We start from the raw sequence: 18554 nt of genomic DNA on the forward strand, positions 1-18554 counted from the left end.
TTATCTAGTTGTGTTTACTCTTCTTCTCCTTTCTCTTCTTTCTTCTCCTCTTCCTTCTTTTCAGCTCTTGACGCAGCAATTATATCGTCTATCCTTAGGATCAATGTAGCTACTTCGGTTCCTGCCTTTAAGGCGTTTGCTTTAACACTTACTGGCTCAATGACTCCTAGCTCCATCATGTTTGCTAGGTCGCCTGTGAATATGTTGATTCCAACCCATTTGTTCTTAGGATCGTCGTGTGCCGCTCTAAGTTTCATAATGATCTCAACGGGGTCATAACCGGCGTTCTCAACAAGTGCCATAACTAGTCCTTCTAGTGATCTAGCGAATGCCTCGATTGCTAGTTGTTCTTTACCTCCAATTTTGGTGGCAAACTTTCTTAGATGTCTAGCTAACTCCATTTCAACAGCTCCGCCGCCAGCTACAATCTTTCCATCTCTTATTGCGTCTGCAACCGCTGCAAGGCTGTCTCTAAGTGCTCTCTCTGCTTCATCAACTAATCTTTCTAGACCTCCTCTCACAACAATACTTACTGCCTTGGGGTTCTTGCAGCCCTCAATGAACACCATTTTGTCTTCTCCAACTTTCCTCTCTTCTACTAGTTCTGCTTCACCTAGATCCTCTGGTTTGAGGTCGTCAATGTTGCTTACGATTTTTCCTCCTGTTGCTCTTTCTAGTTTCTCCATGTCTGATCTCTTTACTCTTCTTACTGCTAGTATGCCCTTCTTGGCAAGGAAGTGCTGAGCAACCTCATCAATACCCTTCTGACAAATCACAACATTAGCACCAACACCAGCAATCTTCTCAACCATCTTCTTTAGAATTTCCTCTTCCTCTTGTAGGAATGCCCTCATCTGTGATGGGTCAGTAATTCTTATCTCAGCATCGATCTCTGGTTTCTCTACTTCTAGTGGTGCGTCTAGTAGTGCAATCTTGGCTTTCTCAACTCTCCTAGGCATGCCAGGGTGAACGACCTCCTTATCGAGGACAACACCGTAGACTAGTTGGGTATCGAGTAAGCTTCCACCATGCTTCTTTATGATCTGTATATTGTCTAGGTCAATGTAGTACTTGTCACCACGTTTCTCAGCAATTTGTTTCACTGCCTTTACAGCTATTTCGGCAAAGTACTCGCGTACACCATGTACAGCCTTGCTTGTAAGCGAGGTTTTACCAACTTTCTTCAAGATTTCATCGTTATTGATATCAATAGGCTCAGCAATTTCATAGATGAACTTTATTGCTTCCTCAAGAGCTTTCCTGTAACCACTTACAATTATTGTTGGGTGAATGTTTTTGTCAAGAAGCTCCTCTGCATGCTTTAGTAGCTCGCCTGCAAATATTACAGCTGTCTTGGTACCATCACCTACCTCTTCATCCTGACCTTTAGCTATTTGTACAAGCATCTTAGCTGCTGGATGCTGTACATCCATTTTATCGAGTATTGTTGCACCATCATTAGTTATTGTGACATCACCGAGAGCGTCAACAAGCATTTTGTCCATGCCTTTGGGACCATATGTTGTTCTTAAAGTCTCTGCAACAGCTCTTACAGCCATAATGTTTGTTCTTAATGCATCACGCCCTGCTGTTCTCTGTGTACCCTCTTTAAGTATGAGTACAGGAACACCCATAGGCTCCACAGCCATCTTCGTCACCCTTAGAAGACCATAATCCTATATTCCAAGAGAATCCATGAAAGTGCTTCTATATAAACTTATCTGCTAATCAATATTTTTCACACAAATACAAGACATTCAAGTAAATCAAATTTATAAAGTAACAACTAAATACCTCTATACACCAAACTCTAGCATCTGGAGCCAACTATCCACAACAAAGTGTACTAAAACACGGGTGAATAATATGGGAAAAGTTAGGATCAGTATCATTAAGAGAACTGCAAGAGAACTATTAGAGAAATACCCAGATTTGTTTACAAGAGATTTCGAGCATAACAAACAGGTAGTAAAGAAGTTATTAGACGTGGATAGTAAAAAACTCAGAAACAAGATCGCAGGATATATCACTCATTTGGTAAAAATACGTGAGCGCCAACAAAGATAAAAATAATTATTCTTTAAACAGATTCTCAATTAACCTTAAATATAATTTAATATTGAACTAATGACAAAGGCATTCAATGGTTAAATATCAAGACGTGATACTCCATGTTCAACCAATACTCTATTTCGCTGCCAGAAACCCTTGAGATGAACCCATCAAGTGGAGAAATATTGTTTAAATTACAGAATAATATGTTTATATACGCTAGATTATTCTCTTGTGAAAACGTTGATACCGATGAATTGATCGATCTTATCGATAAGTCTATTGAAGAAAAAAATAATATTGTATATGCTGTAATTCCTGAAAACATTATACCTCCAATAACGGTATGTGCCACGGGCATAATTTATTATTGGGATATAGTATTGAAAAAAGCCCAAAAGATAAGGATTAAGAAGAAACCTCTACTATTATTAAGCATTATTTACGCTAAGAAGCAACTAATAGAAATAATAAGATTGATCAAAGAATTCAGGAATAAACGCTCCTATGTGCTGTTCAGTTGTATGTGTCAAGATCATCAAAGTTGCCATAACAATATAATTCTTGAGAAAACATGCTCTAAAGTAGCATGGCCAACAAACATTGATTACAGTATACTTGCAAGTATATACAATGTGGATACGAAATCATTTAAAACTAAGATCGATCTTGAGAAAAAGATTATTTCTAAGATATCCGAGTTTATTGCCAGAACATATTATTGAACAGGTTTATCAAACAAAAACTCTTCGTGAAACTTATTGTGAAACCAAGTGACTGAACAAATAATCTAACTAATTATAATAAAATCTAATGGGTTACTATATCGTCCTACCACTCTTCCTCTTCTTCCCACCACTCTTCTTCTTCCGGTTCCTCTTCTTCCTCCCACCATTCCTCCTCGAACACAACCATTTTCCACTCACCTGATGTCTTTCTTTTCCTCTAGGATAAACCTCATGACTGGGGAATAAAAATTTATCTTGAGGTGATAGCTGTTCATATGAACAAAAATCATTGAAATAGGTTTTATATGCATTGCTTTAGCTAAAATGCGTGTTAAGTATATATAGGAGATATACACCTAAACCATTAGGACTAAAATGTATCTCTCCGAGAAAACAATACGGTGATAAATGTTGGTAAAATTCTGTCCCAAGTGTGGTGGACTAATGGTTCCTATAAAAGAAAACAATAAGAATTACCTGAAGTGCACTAAGTGTGGATACAAGATAGGAATGCGCAAAGAAGAGGAGAAACGTTATAGGATAGGCTACGAGGTTGAAGAAGAGAAGCGTGTTGTTACAGCAAAAGCAACAGAAGGTACCAGAAGAGCACTTACACCAGAAGAACGCGAATTGCTTCAAGAATACTATGAGGTATTCCTTGAATCATTTGAATCAGAAGAAGCTGGAGAAAGCGATTAAATTAGTGAAACGAATGAGTGCCATGTCCGGTCAAAACACGCTTATATTTCCGAACACATAAGCACTTCTTATTAACAAAACTACATCAAATCTCGTCGCTAATGTTCTACAAGAATTACATATGTTCTTCAATAGTTATAGTCAATACTATATAATGTTATGTATTTGAGAGAATGCTCAGCGCCTTTATTCCGTTCATCACTTGATCCGTGCCGTCACCACTCATCATAGCTTAAATACTGTGTGAATAATCTTCTAAAAGAGGGTAATTAGTATACCGCTACTTAAGTATAGACTTTATCGACTAATACTGGTGGATTAATTATGGCTAGAATTGCTGTAATTGATAAGGACTACTGTAAACCAAGCAAGTGTAACCTAGAGTGTATTAGATTCTGTCCTGTGAATAAAACAAGTAGAATAAAAAAAGCAATAGAGCTTTCTCCAGATAACAAGAGAGCCGTTATAAACGAAGATGTTTGCTTGGGTTGTGGTATTTGTGTAAAAAAGTGTCCATTTAATGCAATATCAATAGTAAACATTCCTGATGAACTAGAGAAAAATGTGGTACATAGATATGGGAAGAACATGTTTAAATTGTATAATCTTCCCATCCTACGAGAAGGCAAAGTACTTGGTATAATAGGCAGGAATGGAAGTGGCAAGACAACATCCATAAAGATACTATCAGGAATGCTGAAACCCAATTTAGGCCAATACGATAACCCGCCTGATTGGGATGAAATCATTCGTGCTTTTAGGGGGACAGAACTTCAAACCTATTTCAAGAAGCTTGTAGAAAAAAAGATCAAGGCAGTTGTCAAGATACAATACGTTGAGTTAGCTAAACGTATGCTTAAAGGAACTGTAAAGGAATTACTAGAAAAAGCTGATGAGAGAGGCATTTATAAGGATGTCATCGAGTACATGGGTCTAAACAAGATAGCTGATAGAGATGTCAGGAAATTAAGTGGCGGCGAATTACAGAAATTCCTTATCTCAGCCGTTATCGTGAAAGATGCAAACGCGTACTTTTTCGACGAGCCATGTAGTTATCTTGATGTAAAAGAGAGACTTCGTATAGCGAGAGCGATCCATGAGTTCCTACCCGTCAATAAAGTATATATTGCAGTAATAGAGCACGATCTAACCATACTTGACTACATCTCAGACAATATTGTCGTAATTTTTGGTGAGCCTGGTGTTTATGGTATAGTATCTAAACCCTATGGTGTAAGAGTAGGGATCAATCATTATCTCCAAGGATACCTACCTGCCGAGAATATGAGAATAAGACGTGAAGCAATTGTATTTAATATAACAGTATCAGAAAAATCGAAGCCTACACAAGAATACCCATTGAGTAAATGGGGTAAATTAAGGAAAGACTATGGTAAAGGATTCAGTCTTGTTGTCGAGGAGGGAGAAATCTATAAAGGAGAAGTAATCGGTATAATAGGCCCCAACGGTATAGGCAAGACCACGTTTATAAAGATCTTAAGTGGCGAGCTACAGCCGGATGAAGGCGAAGTACTCATAACCGTTGAGAAAGTAAGCTACAAACCACAAGAACTGTCGCCAAAAATTTTCCCGGGAGAAACTGTTGCAGAAAATCTCAGAGAAGCCAATCAACAAGCATTGAATCCTACATCATGGATTTACAGTGAGCTTATAAGAAAACTTGGACTAAATAAAATGCTCGACCGAAGGGTCGATGAGCTTAGCGGTGGTGAACTCCAGAAACTTGCTGTAGCTGTAACGCTTTCAAGAGACGCACAACTCTATCTACTAGACGAGCCTTCGGCCTATCTTGATGTCGAGGAAAGACTAGCTATAGCACGCGTAATAAGAAGAATCATTGAGGAGAAACGTGTTGCTGCTTTTGTAGTAGAGCATGACTTTATGTTACAAAACTATGTAAGTGATAGAGTAATGGTGTTTGGAGGAGAACCCGGTATTAGAGGATATGCGAGAAAACCCTGTGATTTACGAAGAGGGTTCAACGAGCTTCTTAGAGACCTTGATATAACGTTTAGACGTGATCCTCAAACAGGTAGGCCTAGGGTTAATAAGCCAGGTTCATATCTTGATCGCTATCAAAAGAGTATCGGCGAATACTATCTTATTGAACAACCTCAATTTGCCAAGGAAGAATAGGCTTATTTAAACAGTTGTTTAAATAGGGTTCAATACCACACTATTCCCACTTAAACACTATTTTTAACAAGCAATTGAGGATCGAGAATAGTTAATATACCCCCTCACCCATATTTTGTCCTAAAGAACATTCCAGGTAGGTGTTTTTGAATGGGAGAACGAATAACCCTCTCCATAATCAAGGCTGATATTGGTAGTCTTGCCGGACACCACATTGCACACCCCGATACAATGGCTGCTGCAACAAAAGTTCTAGCCGAAGCCAAGAGAAAGGGCATCATTATAGACTTCTATGTAACACATGTTGGTGACGACATACAGCTCATCATGACTCATAAGAAAGGTGTTGACAGCCCAGACATACACGGTCTGGCCTGGGAAGCATTCAAAGAAGCCGCTAAAGTAGCTAGAGAACTAGGTCTCTACGCTGCAGGCCAAGACCTATTGAGTGAGGCTTTCTCAGGAAACGTTAGAGGAATGGGTCCCGGCGTAGCTGAAATAGAGTTTGAGGAAAGACCAAGCGAGCCAGTAATAACATTCCATGCAGACAAAACCGAGCCTGGCGCATTCAACCTTCCAATCTTCCGTGTATTCGCAGATCCGTTTAACACAGCCGGACTAGTAATAGACCCCAAGATGCATGATGGATTCATCTTCGAGATATTCGATGTATTCGAGGGTAGAGTAGTAAAGCTAAGTGCTCCCGAAGAAATGTATGATATCCTCGCACTGATAGGTACCCCTGGTCGTTACGTGATAAAGGCTGTATATAGAAAGAGTGATGGACTACAAGCAGCCGTGGTAAGCACTGAGAGACTAAACCTTATAGCAGGCAGGTATGTCGGCAAAGATGACCCCGTAGCTATTGTCAGAGCACAACACGGTCTACCAGCTGTAGGCGAAGTACTAGAAGCCTTCGCGTTCCCACACCTAGTAGCCGGCTGGATGAGAGGAAGCCACCATGGACCACTAATGCCAGTACCACAGAGATATGCAAAGTGTACTAGATTCGATGGACCACCTAGAGTTATTGCCCTTGGCTGGCAGATAAAGAACGGAAGACTAATTGGTCCAGCAGACCTATTCGACGACGTAGCCTTTGACGAGACCAGAAGACTTGCACAACAGATTGCCGAGTATATCAGGAGACACGGTCCATTCATGCCTCACAGACTAGGGCCCGAAGAAATGGAGTACACAACACTACCAGGTGTCCTAGAGAAGCTCAAGGACAGGTTCCAGAAGATCTCAGAAGCACCTAAAGGAATCCACAAAGAAAAGAGTTCAATGCTTTAAATAAGATAAATGTTCACAACACTATTTTTTCCACAGAAATACCTTATTTTCTTAAAGTATATACGCTAAGGTGATCATATGAAGACCCCCATAGTAGCCGTGAACTATAAGGCATATTATCCATATTCTTTCGGAGAACATGCAATTAAAATAGCGAAAGATGCAAAGAAGGTTTGGGAGGAAACAGGCATTCAAATAATACTCATACCACCTGCAACAGAACTGAAAACAATTCTTGACGTTGTAAAGGGTACAGATATACTCGTCTTTGCACAGCATGCTGATCCCATTGACCCAGGTGCCCATACAGGATACTTACCTCTAGAGGGGCTGAAAGATGCCGGTATTCACGGAATATTGTTAAATCACAGTGAACACCGCTTAATACTAGCTGATATAAACAAGCTCATAAAGAAGGCAAAATCTCTTGGCTTAAAAACCCTTGTCTGTGCCGATGTACCTGAAACGGGAGCTGCTGTAGCTGTCCTAGAGCCCGATATAGTTGCTGTCGAGCCCCCAGAACTTATAGGTACAGGCATCCCTGTATCAAAAGCTAAACCAGAGGTAATAACGCGTAGTGTCGAGATGATAAGAAAAGTCAATAAAGACGTCATAATACTAACTGGCGCAGGCATAAGCAAAGGAGATGACGTCTACGCAGCAATAAAACTTGGTACACTAGGAGTCCTCGTAGCATCAGCGATAGTTAAAGCAAAAGAGCCATACAATGTTATAAAGGATATGGCCTTAAAAGCTCTTGAAGCAGTAAAACAGTAAACTACTAATCCAGATAAATCTATTCTTTTTCTCAAACTTCATCATTATCTCATTCATAGTACTTACTTGTTGAAGAACTTGCCAATTATACAAATGCTGGATTTGTTTTGAAAAACTTGAGGAATGGAGCCGCCGGCGGGATTTGAACCCGCGACCACCGGCTTTCTCGACGACTTCGGCATTCCTATATGAAGGCCGTTACGAGGCCGGCGCTCTACCGGCTGAGCTACGGCGGCCTGTCACCATACTTCTTAGGTTTTTACCGAGCTTTTAATTCTTAACCTCATTAGATTACATGAACTATCTTGACTACGTAGAGTACTTCTTCTCTCCTACCATAAGTCTGTAATACTATATCGCCATAATCGAGTTTTCCTTCTCCTACAAGTTTCTCATACAATAACTTCAATCCCTGTTCATAATCGTAGTCTTGTCCAGGTCTTCCTACTACAAAAGGTTCAACACCATAGTATATCGATAGTTTTCTCGCTAGAGACGAGTTATTTGTTCCAGCTAATACTTTAACTCTAGGTCTTAGCCTAGATAGTCTAGATGGCATAAAGCCTGTTTTTGTATAGACTACTATTTTTGATCGCAGGCTTTCAGCCATTAATACTAGTCCTTTTGCAAACTTATCCCTTATACTACCTGCTTCTTCTTGCCTAACCAAGGGATAGATGTTCTCTTCTTCAACAAGTTTTTCGGCTTTCCTCACAACTCTTTTTAGCCATCTTACAGCCTCTACAGGATAGTTCCCTGCTGCTGTCTCGGTTGTAAGCAGTAAGGCGTCTACATGGTCTCTAACAGCATTCATTATATCTACTATCTCACTCCTACTTGGCTGAGGATTAGACACCATTGATTCAAGAAGCTGTGTTGCAACGATAACTGGTTTCCCATACCTTATGGCTTCACGCGCTATTCTTTTCTGTAGCATCGGTATTTCTTCTAAACTATAATGCATACCAAGATCTCCTCTTGCAACGATGCATGCATCAGCTTCTTTCAGTATAGAGGATAGATTACGTAATGCTTCTCTCGTCTCTATCTTGGCTATAACACCGATGTCTCTTCTACCGCGTTTCTCAAGCAGTTCCTTCAATGTATTGACGTCCTTGGCTGTTCTTACATAACTAAGAGCAAGATAGGTCATGTCCCTAGATATAGCATACTCTACACACTCCACATCGTATTGTGTTAAAACAGGTAAGCCTAGGTCTTTACCTGAGATAATCAATGTTTTTCGAGGACTGATTATCCCGTCATTTAAAGCCAGTAGTATAGCTTCTTCACCTTTTACATCATATACATGGAATCTTAACTTCCCATCGTCAAGTAGGACTAGGTCTCCTGTATCAAGTATTTCGAAGACGCGACGATTATTCACGGGAATAGTTTTTTCTTCTTCTGTTTTCTCACCGTATACAAGTCGTATCTGTTCTCCTTTCCTTATCTTGAACTGTCTAAAATCGCCAACACGTATCTGTGGCCCTCTAAGGTCGCCTATTAAGGCTACATTAACACCATATTCTTCCTCTACGCTCCGTATCATCTTTATATACTCATCCCATACACTTGGTTCTCCATGGCTGAAATTTATTCTGAACCCCGCCACACCTTCTCTCATAAAAGATCTAATAGTATCCTCGTCTGCAGACGAGGGACCTATTGTGACGAGTATTTTTGTCTTCAACTTAACCGCCTCTACAAACAACACTTCGTTTACAACTATCTATGTAATAGCTCTTTTGGCACAATACCATATTATCCTAGGCAATAAGATCTACTATGTCAAGAACTTTTTTACCAGGCTTTACCCCTACTTCAATAGCTTTTTCTGATGCCATAGCTATCTCTTTTTCTAAAAGCTCTTCAACAGATTTAACCCCGGATACTCGTGCTGCAACTATACCTAACTTGTTAACGGTAGTAATGTCAAGATATCCACACATTACAAATCCTTTGCTACCCTTCAAGAGAATTAAGGGTGCACCAGGGAGGTCTATCTCTACACCTATTAGTAACTTGCCGTTTATATTAACCTCCTTGACTTTAATACATTCATTAACGTTAGTAAACTGTTTGTTGCCCATTTTACTCCACCTAAACTATCAATATATAGAATCTACAAAATAAATAATCCAACCTCTTAATTAAAACAAGATACCCAGCAGTCGAGAGAGGATGCATACTATGCCAAAAGATTTCATTGCATCACTAAAGAATCTTCCCCGTACCGGATGGCTGCTAAGAGGAGTGCCCCCATCAGTTGCTGAAACAGTAGCTGAACACTCATTTGAAGCAGCTATAATATCTCTATTAATAAGCTCCAACATAAAAGAGAACAATAAGAATATTGATCCACTAAAGGCTATTTCATTAACGTTAGTACATGATATTGCTGAAGCATTTATTGGCGATATAGTTAAGGCTTTCAGCAATAAAATAGGCTCCATTAAAGAAAAAATAGAAGCTGAAATCGTAGATGAAGAATGCCATATTAGTGTATTATCTAGGCTATTTAAAGAGTATATTGAAGGAAAGACTATTGAAGCAATAGTTGCAAAGATATCAGATCTACTTGCAACATACCTGCAAGGCATGAGATATAGGGCTCAGGGTTATAACGTAGAAGAAATAGCATATAACTCATTAAAAAAAGCCCTAGAACTTGCTAAAAAATATGATATAGAAGATGAGGTGAAGAGAGTTCTAGAATTATTTAAGAACGATTAATTATTACTTATTTGGATCATGCACCCCACTTAAGCGGCTTATTCATTAGATCCAATACTATTCTTATGAGGCTCGTACCTCTAATCCTACCTAACCCACCATGCATACATGAGAACTCATCATAAGATTTTACATTGTCTCTTCTAACACCGGGACCAGCAATCGCCACAGGAACAGGGTCACCGCTATGATCCCTTACAAGACAAGGCGTTGAGTGATCTGCTGCAAGTGCTATTATTGTTTTATCTCTATCTATCTCTTTGAGTATCTTCCCTAACATTTTGTCTGTTCTCTCAATAATTTTTATTTTACCTTTAGGATTATTATCGTGACCAGCTATGTCAGGCCCCTTGATATGAATAAATATAATCTCATAGCCTTTGTCATAAGCCTTCATAACTTCCCTATATATTGCATCGAGATCAGTATCTAAATTGGCCGTCGAGCCCTCTGGTATAGTTCCCTCTATACCAAAGATACGTGCTGCTCCAACAACAGTGGCCTCTTCTGCAACAATAAATGCTGTTGCATTAAATAGCTTCGGGAATGGAACCAGATCCCGTGGAACCATTCCTGCCCCACGCGTTATTATTATGTTGCCAGGCAAAAGGCCCTCTTTAACACGTTCTTTATTAAGAGGATGATCTTTAAGTGTTCTATAAGCCATCTCTATTATCTTATTGACTACCTCAGCAGTTCTACGCGCCTCCTCAGTATCGTCGAGCGGAACAACCTTCTTTACAGGATTTCCTTCTTGCGCCGTCCCGGGATCAGAATCGCTTATTTTTGGCGACAAATCCTTTCCTCTAAGAACTAATACTACACGATGCTCTGTAGCGGGATAGAACTCTACTTTCACTCCATCAACTTCTTTGATAGAACTATTAAGTGCATCAACAAGTATTTTGACATGCTCGCCCCGTATTCTTCCTGCACGTCTGTCGACAACTATTAGTCTACCATCCTCTTCCTTTACAGTAGCAACATTGCAACGAATGGCAACGTCACCGGGTTCTAGTTTAACGCCTATGCCGGCTGCCTCAAGAGGCCCTCTTCCAGGATAATATTTGTATGGATCATATCCAAATAATGCAATATGTCCTGTATCAGTTCCTGGTCTAACACCTGGTTCAATAGGATCCATTATACCGGTTATTCCTTTCTTAGCAATATTATCCATGTTAGGCTTCTTCGCAACTTGTAATGGCGTCTTATTACCTAGTTTCGGAATAGGTCTGTCGCCGACACCGTCCTGGATAAGAATAATGGCTCTATAGGTTTCTTTAGGTTTCCACTCAGCCTTAACCATTCTATATCACCTTACATGAATATAGAGTCTTGAAGGAACTGAAGGCAAAACTATTTTTGAAGGCTCAAATACTTTAGACAAACAATATGCTAAATTCAGAGAGTTAGGTTCTTCACCATGATGTAAAATAACATATTCTATTTCATTACCTCCACATTTTTGTAATGTCCTTAAGTTATCCACTAAATCAAAATGCATTTTTATAGGAATGACAAATATCTTGCACTTAAAAACAACGACTTTTCCATCATACACAAACGCTTGACTTGATATAGCATCTTCAAGTTTCCTACCAAAGGTTCCAGGTGCCTGATAGCCTGTCAAGAAAACGGCTGATCTAGGGTCATCTTTTATTTTCATGAATACTTTTCTTGAAAAACCCATTAACATTAGATCCGTGGCCAAAACAACCGAAGGCCTATTCTTAAGTATATCATTAATCTCCTCCTGTTTAAAACTTTGAATAGGTTTTTTCTTGTAAATCTTCTTCTTTACTATTTTTTTAAACCAAGGATTCATGTATTCTTGGTACTCCTTAAATACGTCAAATCCCTTTTCTATGGTGTCCTCGATATATATCACTAAGTCTTTTATCTCCTTTACGCGATCAATATACTTTAAAAATATTGATAATGTTTCTTGACCCCGTCCAATGCCTGTTACTGGTATTAATGCTATTCCTCCTTTTCTCACAACATCAATTACTTGTTCAATAAAAATACTTTCACTGTTCTTTCTATCAATTATTTTATCTCCATAAGAAGAATTAATAATCACTATATTGTATTTCTTGTCAGGTATAATGGGGTCAACAAGTGTATTGGATCCGAAAGCTATATCTGCCAAATATAGTATATTGTAGCCATTACTTAGTTCGATGTCAATAAGTGTTGAACCCAAAGCATGTCCTGAAGGGTAAAACTTTACTCTAATATTATGCTCGTCAATACTCTCTCCTTCTTTAATTATTTTAACGAGTTTTTTCGTTTCATCAACATCTTCAGGTGTATAGATTTTACGACCATCTTCTTCAAAGATTTTAGCCCATTTATACCAGTGTTTTGACCCAAGCTCGTATGTAGGCTTGTTCATGTATATTGGTCCATTGAACCCTTTTTTCACGAGATACGGCGCCATTACAATATGGTCTTCATGTAAATGGCTAATGAATAATGCCTTAATTTTAGAGGGGTCAATTAAATCAATATATGGTGGTTCGCCATAGTAGCCTTCTTTATATGTCTTTTTTATACCTGCATCAAATACGTAAATGTTGTTATCTACTTCAAGGGCTAAACACGACCGACCTTGCTCACGATACCCCCCAAGAAAGTAAAGAGACGTATGGATTGGCGTCATAAGCCTCACTCCTATCGGGGGTGTCCAGTGGGAAAAAAGTTATTGATTTAAAATATTTTACGCTACATAACTTTCCTTGTCGTGTATTTCCATACGTCTCTATAGAACCATGCGAAGAACAATGCTAGAAGCAATAATGCTATCATGATACCCTTGACTACAGGATCCTCTGTCTTGGTCTCTGGTGTAAAGCCTACCTCTATTTCGAATGTTGATGCTGGCTTGAACTTCGTTGGTTTTACTGTCTTACTGCTTAGGTACCAGAATTCCACAACATGCCTGCCATCTTTTTCTTCTATACTATGTATGTCCATGTATCTTAGTTTTGATGAAAGTGATGAACGAGCATACATTATCTTCCATCCTTCAGGAGCCTTGACTATCACTCTAATTCCTGGTACCTTTTCACCATCTACCTTGTCTGTCTCCCAGGTTATGCCGTAGTAGTAGTTCGTAATTGGCACATAGAGTATTTTCCCGTTTATCGGCTTGTAGTCCTTATAGTATTTGTACTCGCTTGTTACGTATAGTTTTGATGTAGATTTCACCATTCCTTTAACAACTATCTCGACTGTAGCCCAGTCTGTACCATTTATGGGCTTACTGAGTGTTATCTCTACTCTGGATAGCTGGCTTGTCACGAATTTCGCTGATGATACTATGTTTTCGCCCTTATAGATTACTGAGCATGACACGAGCTCGGCATCAACGGCTTTATTGTATTTCTTCGAGGATACGAATGATATACCTATTGGTACTACTAGTTCTGTGTCAGTATAGTTTGCTATCTTGAATGTTATTTTTAGGTTGAATAGTATGGCACCATATTTTTTGCCCGTGGATTTGTCTACGATTTTTGTTATCTTCTCTACATCAAATTCATAGGTAACGCCTTTGATTCTTGTCTTAGAGGAACTTGCATAGGTTACTGTAGGTGCTGTAATGGCTAAGACTACTAGCATGAGTATTATGAATGTTGTTAGTAAGCGCGCCTTCATCGCGATCACCCTGTCCATCCAGGTATGAATCCTATTGATCCTAAGAAGTTGAACCATGCCCAGCCAACTGTTAGGTATAGCACGTATCCTATAGTACATACTATAAGTCCGTAGAGCAGCTCATCAGTTACGTTGAAGTATCCTGTACCGTAGTAGATTAGGTTGGGCTTACAGTTGAATGGCAGGCTTATAGTCCATGAGATAACGAATGCTGCTGGAAGAGCTATCATTACTGGTGGTATTCCTAAGCTTTGTGCAAGAATAATGTACAATGGTATGAATATTACTGTCCTTACTGTTTTGCTAGAGAAGATTATGTGAATGTAGAGCATTATACCTAGTAGTATGGCATAAGCGATATACGGGTTTACGCCTTCACTTAGTCCTGCTGCACTAATTAGTTTACGTGCCATCCATTGTGCCGCGCCTGTATCAGATATAGCTATACCTACTGCATAAGCTCCAGCGCTAAAGATCATTAAATCCCATGGTACTTTGGCATCTTTCCAGCTCTTGAGAGGTCCTATCTTTGGCATGAAGAGTAGTATTGCACCGATTACTGCAACAACACTAAATGGTATCTTTAGCCCGAAGAATATCTGTGTATGCCACTGGTCAGTAGCCCATAGGAATAACACTAGCGCAAATATTGCTAGAGCTGATTTCTCGTCACGTGTCAATGGACCGAGTTTAGCCATTTCTTCTTTTAGTTTCTCTAAGCCTCCCAGTGGCTCCTTGACTTCAGGCTTCCATAACTTCATACCAATAATCCACATGAGGATCATTGTTATTATTATTATTGGCGCTTGTGCTACAAGCCATGTTAACCATGGTATTTCTACTCCTGCCATAGTGTAGAGAAAGCCCCAAGCCATTATCTGAGGTGCTGTAGCAGTAAGGATCATTGCTGTAGCTAAGTTGTTTGCAACAGGTTGCTGAAGCATTAGTAATTTACCAAACCTGCTCTCACCAGGTTTCGCACCATAAGCCTCCGCTATGAGAAGAGCTATTGGTAAGACTATTGCTGCTCTAGCAGTGGTGCTAGGTACAACAAATGCTAGGACAACATTTAGTATTATTAGTCCTAGAAGGGCTGTCGAAGCTTTTCTACCGAATGTATAAGCCATTTTGTAGGCTATTCTTTTACCTATACCTGTCCTCTCTAGCGCACTAGCTATAATGAATGCTGCAACCATTAGCCATATTACTTCTTCTCCGAATCTATAGAATGCTTGCTTGTAATCCCATCCACCAGTCAGGGCAAGCAATACTATGGCAAGCATTGACGTTAACCATACTGGTATAGGTGTTGTTAGCCATAGTATGAAAGCTAGCCAGAACACTGCGAGAGCACGTTGTCCTTGTACTGTTAATCCTTCTGGAGTTGGCATGAATAGTATGGCAAGGAATACTATTAACGCTAAAGGCATTCCTATAATGTTGAGATACTTCTCAACAGGATTCTTAACTGGCTGTTCCACTCTTCCACTCAATTTTTTCACCAACAAGTGAATACTTCTATACAGTAATTAGTTGACAGAACGCAATAAAAATAGTTTACTTTAGTAACTATATTAAACTAGGTGAAATTTTGGAAAGAGCTCCCACGGGGATACCTGTACTCGATAAAATCCTTGAAGGGGGGATTCCCCGGCCCGCTTCAGTATTGATAACAGGTGATATAGGTACCAATAAAAACACTTTTGCACAACAAATAATGTATAAAGGCCTCCTAAATGGTGAAAAAGCTATTTACGTAACTGTCGATGCCTTTCCCAGAGATCTCATAGCTAATATGCTTAAGTACAAAATGAATGTCAAACCCTTTGTCGATAGAGGAGACCTTGTATTTATTGACGGGTTTTCACCTCGCGTAGGTGTAGAAAGCGATGCACAATACATAATAGAGAATCCGTTCGATCCAAACGAGATCTTAAAGACAATAGTAATAGCAGAGAAAGAGGTGTTTACTGGACAAAAATCCTGTAGACTAGTATTCTCACATATATCAACAGTTCTCTTCATGGCACGGAAATCACAAATACTAAGTTTTATTGAACGCCTCCACGCTGAAGCAAGGAAATACAATGGCATATACATTCTCGTTTACAGTGAAGGCGTTAGAAGTCCTTACATAGAGAATTTTATAAAACAACTGCCTGATGTCGTTATAACACTCAAAAGAGATCCTATATCAGGTAAAAGGACACTATCTATAACAAGATGTATAAGGACAAGGTATCCGCGTAATTCCTTTGAATATGAACTAACAGACCACGGCATAGAGGTCAAGGAGCCTGAAAAACTTGTTTACTAAACAAGTAAGGATGATATCATGAGCGAGGAAATAGTTTCCTTACTGACAAGTATTGGTTTGAATAAGTATGAAGCTAAGGCATACATAGCATTACTAATAAGAGGAATTGCTACAGCAAGTGAAATAAGCGATCTAAGTGGGATCCCTTATACACGCGTATACGATGTTTTATCAAGTCTTGAATCAAAAGGATTTATAGTATCTGTACCAGGTAGGCCAATGAAGTTCCAAGCACTCGACCCAGATATAGCGCTAAGAAATCTGTTGGAACTACATAAACAGAAAGTACTTAGCGAATTACAGGTATTTGAGAGGAATGCCAAGAAAGCACTTGAAACTCTTTCGAGACTCAAACCTGGAAGCAGGGAGTACGAGAAAATAATTTGTCTCAGAGGAAAAGTAAGCATAATGAATTTCATAAGACAACTCATTAGAAGAGCTTCCAGAAATATAATAGAAATAAGAACTAGTTCTGCACCCAAGATCATATCTAAAGACATGCTTAACGAGATTAAGAAAGAAGAAATTAACATAAGTACTATAACAATTGGTGCAAAAGACGAAAACAACCAAATTACACTTGTTATCATAGATGATATAGTCGTTATGTATGAACCTCATGAAAATATTCCAGAAACCATGGGTGAATATGATCGGGCAATAATAATCCAGTCAAAGCCCTTGGCAAACATACTCCTTTATTTAGTATCAACTAGTCAAGAAAAAGAGAGCAATTCCAGTTAAATTGCGTTATTTCCTAACAATAAAGAAGGAAGGCGGCCCGATCCCAGCTTGGGGCGGCTGCGGGGCCTCGCGGACCCCAAGATCATGAATTCGTTTAACACTTTCAATCCCCCTGGTTTAACACCTAGTTTAACGCCTTCCATGAGCCAGTTTAACACCGTGGTCTCACAGACCGTTAAACAGCTTTTAAGTGAAGAAACATTTAGGCAAGGATTGAGACAATATATGTTCTCTAGATACGTTAGAGACGATGCTAGGCAGAGATATAACTATCTCGTGAAGCATCTAGTTGTTCTCGACGACCCAATGTATATAACAAGGCTTACCCCTAGCCAGGCAGCGCATTTGCTCAGGGGAATAGCTGCTCTAAGAGAATACTTGAGGCTCTTGGGCTACAGTGGTATAGCCGAGGCGCTGGACTACTACCTTAAACAACTAAGGAAACTTGCCCCGAGGAAACGATCCATTAGGCTGCTCGACTACGAGGCTGATAAAAGCATTATAGACAAGGCTCTCGAGCAGCTCAGGAAAGCCATTGTCTCACGTTCCATACTATGGAGTCTACTAGCGCTAATAGACTTCTACACAGGCCTGAGGGGAACAGAGCTTGTATGGCTATGGACTCGGTGGAGTAGCCTCAGGAAAATACACCATAACAGCACAGTGATAGTCGAGTTAGGCTACGAGAGAAGAAGCAAGAAAGCATGGATAACGATGATGCCCATGGAGCTAGCAGCTATCTTGGATACATATATGTATAAGGTAACAGTAAACACCATCCAGGACGCAAGAGATAGGCTAGGCATCAGGTGGAGCTTGTTCAGGAAAGCACACCTAGCAATACTAAGCACGAAACTCATGGAGCACGAGATAGATCTACTCCAAGGAAGGATGGGAAAGATCACTGTGAAACACTATACTAAACACCTTAGGGAAATAGCCGACAAATACATAGAAGCATACAAGCCCTACCTACCGCTTCTCAAGCTCTGGCACGAGAGCAAGAAGACGGCTAAACAAGAACAAGAAGTCCTCGCCCTTCCTCGTTAGCCTTAGCCTTCTCTCCCTACCAGTCTCCTCTTCTAGCAAACCCCAAGACACCGCCAAGTCTACATAACGTGTAATAGTAGAAGCACTACCGCCAACACACCTAACAAGCTGCGTAACATTCATAGAACCACTATCCCTGACACAAACAAGCATCCTATAAAGAATAACCAAATCAATACCCCTAGGCACAGCAACTACACCACATGTAATACTCGTAAAACAGAGAAAAAGGTGTTAGGTAGAAGTCTGGCGGGTTTCTACCTAACACCCAATTTAAAAACCAAAGCAAATAGATCAACAATAGGGGTGGTTCTACTGGAGCAGCAGAGCAC

General features: G+C 39.7%; 18 protein-coding genes and 1 tRNA gene. 10 read left to right on the forward strand and 9 right to left on the reverse strand.

What is annotated here, in order from left to right; all coding sequences use genetic code 11:
* Nucleotides 1-14 precede the first annotated feature (14 nt).
* Nucleotides 15-1649, reverse strand: coding sequence for a TCP-1/cpn60 chaperonin family protein (locus tag J4526_01665; protein ID WFO75614.1), 1635 nt, complete (start codon nt 1647-1649; stop codon nt 15-17).
* Between the two features lie 217 nt (nt 1650-1866).
* On the opposite strand from J4526_01665, the gene J4526_01670 reads away from it, so the two are divergent.
* The 6 genes from J4526_01670 to J4526_01695 all read left to right on the forward strand — a co-directional run bounded on the left by J4526_01670 (nt 1867) and on the right by J4526_01695 (nt 7709).
* Complete coding sequence (locus J4526_01670; protein WFO75615.1) at nt 1867-2067, forward strand: 30S ribosomal protein S17e; 201 nt, start codon at nt 1867-1869, stop codon at nt 2065-2067.
* Nucleotides 2068-2171: 104 nt separating this feature from the next.
* Nucleotides 2172-2777 (forward strand): hypothetical protein, encoded by a 606-nt coding sequence (locus J4526_01675; GenBank protein ID WFO75616.1) that lies wholly within the window; start codon nt 2172-2174, stop codon nt 2775-2777.
* 414 nt (nt 2778-3191) lie between these two features.
* Nucleotides 3192-3479: a DNA-directed RNA polymerase subunit M gene (locus tag J4526_01680; protein WFO75617.1), complete on the forward strand. Its 288-nt coding sequence runs from the start codon at nt 3192-3194 to the stop codon at nt 3477-3479.
* 324 nt (nt 3480-3803) lie between these two features.
* Entirely contained in the window at nt 3804-5636 is a 1833-nt protein-coding gene (locus J4526_01685) for a ribosome biogenesis/translation initiation ATPase RLI (GenBank protein ID WFO75618.1), read from the forward strand.
* A 150-nt stretch (nt 5637-5786) separates the two neighbouring features.
* A complete protein-coding gene (locus tag J4526_01690) occupies nt 5787-6932 on the forward strand; it encodes a fructose 1,6-bisphosphatase (GenBank protein WFO75619.1) in 1146 nt (381 codons plus the stop codon).
* A gap of 78 nt (nt 6933-7010) precedes the next feature.
* The gene (locus tag J4526_01695; protein WFO75620.1) at nt 7011-7709 is read left to right on the forward strand and encodes a triose-phosphate isomerase; all 699 of its coding nucleotides are present in this window, start codon (nt 7011-7013) and stop codon (nt 7707-7709) included.
* Between the two features lie 124 nt (nt 7710-7833).
* Here the strand turns inward: J4526_01695 and J4526_01700 are convergent.
* From J4526_01700 to J4526_01710, 3 genes are all read right to left on the reverse strand, one after another.
* Nucleotides 7834-7945 (reverse strand) — tRNA-Thr (locus tag J4526_01700).
* A 50-nt stretch (nt 7946-7995) separates the two neighbouring features.
* Complete coding sequence (gene pyk, locus J4526_01705) at nt 7996-9402, reverse strand: pyruvate kinase (GenBank protein WFO75621.1); 1407 nt, start codon at nt 9400-9402, stop codon at nt 7996-7998.
* Between the two features lie 76 nt (nt 9403-9478).
* A complete protein-coding gene (locus J4526_01710) occupies nt 9479-9802 on the reverse strand; it encodes a DUF1805 domain-containing protein (GenBank protein ID WFO75622.1) in 324 nt (107 codons plus the stop codon).
* A 100-nt stretch (nt 9803-9902) separates the two neighbouring features.
* Here J4526_01710 and J4526_01715 point away from each other — a divergent pair, with 100 nt between their 5' ends.
* On the forward strand, nt 9903-10445 hold the full coding sequence (locus J4526_01715) for an HD family hydrolase (protein WFO75623.1): 543 nt from the start codon (nt 9903-9905) through the stop codon (nt 10443-10445).
* A gap of 16 nt (nt 10446-10461) precedes the next feature.
* Here J4526_01715 and J4526_01720 read toward each other — a convergent pair whose 3' ends face one another.
* From J4526_01720 to J4526_01735, 4 genes are all read right to left on the reverse strand, one after another.
* The gene (locus tag J4526_01720; protein ID WFO75624.1) at nt 10462-11754 is read right to left on the reverse strand and encodes a 2,3-bisphosphoglycerate-independent phosphoglycerate mutase; all 1293 of its coding nucleotides are present in this window, start codon (nt 11752-11754) and stop codon (nt 10462-10464) included.
* A 6-nt stretch (nt 11755-11760) separates the two neighbouring features.
* A complete protein-coding gene (locus J4526_01725; GenBank protein WFO75625.1) occupies nt 11761-13113 on the reverse strand; it encodes an MBL fold metallo-hydrolase in 1353 nt (450 codons plus the stop codon).
* Between the two features lie 62 nt (nt 13114-13175).
* Entirely contained in the window at nt 13176-14111 is a 936-nt protein-coding gene (locus J4526_01730) for a hypothetical protein (GenBank protein ID WFO75626.1), read from the reverse strand.
* 5 nt (nt 14112-14116) lie between these two features.
* Nucleotides 14117-15604, reverse strand: a complete 1488-nt coding sequence (locus J4526_01735; GenBank protein ID WFO75627.1) for a DASS family sodium-coupled anion symporter — start codon at nt 15602-15604, stop codon at nt 14117-14119.
* 98 nt (nt 15605-15702) lie between these two features.
* Here J4526_01735 and J4526_01740 point away from each other — a divergent pair, with 98 nt between their 5' ends.
* Genes J4526_01740 through J4526_01750 form a run of 3 tightly spaced genes read left to right on the forward strand, consistent with a single transcriptional unit; the run spans nt 15703 to nt 18222 of the window.
* Complete coding sequence (locus J4526_01740; GenBank protein WFO75628.1) at nt 15703-16428, forward strand: hypothetical protein; 726 nt, start codon at nt 15703-15705, stop codon at nt 16426-16428.
* Between the two features lie 18 nt (nt 16429-16446).
* Nucleotides 16447-17172 carry a TrmB family transcriptional regulator gene (locus J4526_01745; protein ID WFO75629.1) on the forward strand — a complete coding sequence of 242 codons (726 nt, stop codon included), beginning with the start codon at nt 16447-16449 and terminating at the stop codon, nt 17170-17172.
* A gap of 48 nt (nt 17173-17220) precedes the next feature.
* A complete protein-coding gene (locus J4526_01750) occupies nt 17221-18222 on the forward strand; it encodes a hypothetical protein (protein ID WFO75630.1) in 1002 nt (333 codons plus the stop codon).
* Here J4526_01750 and J4526_01755 read toward each other — a convergent pair.
* The gene (locus J4526_01755; GenBank protein ID WFO75631.1) at nt 18145-18411 is read right to left on the reverse strand and encodes a hypothetical protein; all 267 of its coding nucleotides are present in this window, start codon (nt 18409-18411) and stop codon (nt 18145-18147) included. The genes J4526_01750 and J4526_01755 overlap by 78 nt on opposite strands.
* Nucleotides 18412-18554 lie beyond the last annotated feature (143 nt).

It is taken from the genome of Desulfurococcaceae archaeon MEX13E-LK6-19 (assembly GCA_029637525.1).
Lineage (GTDB): Archaea > Thermoproteota > Thermoprotei_A > Sulfolobales > Desulfurococcaceae > MEX13ELK6-19.

Bases quoted from the DNA above. Each gene is read 5' to 3' on its own strand.
- J4526_01715 (WFO75623.1), top strand. From the start codon at position 9,903: ATGCCAAAAGATTTCATTGCATCACTAAAGAATCTTCCCCGTACCGGA.
- J4526_01665 (WFO75614.1), bottom strand. From the start codon at position 1,649: ATGGCTGTGGAGCCTATGGGTGTTCCTGTACTCATACTTAAAGAGGGT.
- J4526_01725 (WFO75625.1), bottom strand. From the start codon at position 13,113: ATGACGCCAATCCATACGTCTCTTTACTTTCTTGGGGGGTATCGTGAG.
- J4526_01710 (WFO75622.1), bottom strand. From the start codon at position 9,802: ATGGGCAACAAACAGTTTACTAACGTTAATGAATGTATTAAAGTCAAG.
- J4526_01690 (WFO75619.1), top strand. From the start codon at position 5,787: ATGGGAGAACGAATAACCCTCTCCATAATCAAGGCTGATATTGGTAGT.
- J4526_01720 (WFO75624.1), bottom strand. From the start codon at position 11,754: ATGGTTAAGGCTGAGTGGAAACCTAAAGAAACCTATAGAGCCATTATT.
- J4526_01745 (WFO75629.1), top strand. From the start codon at position 16,447: ATGAGCGAGGAAATAGTTTCCTTACTGACAAGTATTGGTTTGAATAAG.
- J4526_01730 (WFO75626.1), bottom strand. From the start codon at position 14,111: ATGAAGGCGCGCTTACTAACAACATTCATAATACTCATGCTAGTAGTC.
- J4526_01675 (WFO75616.1), top strand. From the start codon at position 2,172: ATGTTCAACCAATACTCTATTTCGCTGCCAGAAACCCTTGAGATGAAC.
- J4526_01670 (WFO75615.1), top strand. From the start codon at position 1,867: ATGGGAAAAGTTAGGATCAGTATCATTAAGAGAACTGCAAGAGAACTA.
- J4526_01685 (WFO75618.1), top strand. From the start codon at position 3,804: ATGGCTAGAATTGCTGTAATTGATAAGGACTACTGTAAACCAAGCAAG.
- J4526_01695 (WFO75620.1), top strand. From the start codon at position 7,011: ATGAAGACCCCCATAGTAGCCGTGAACTATAAGGCATATTATCCATAT.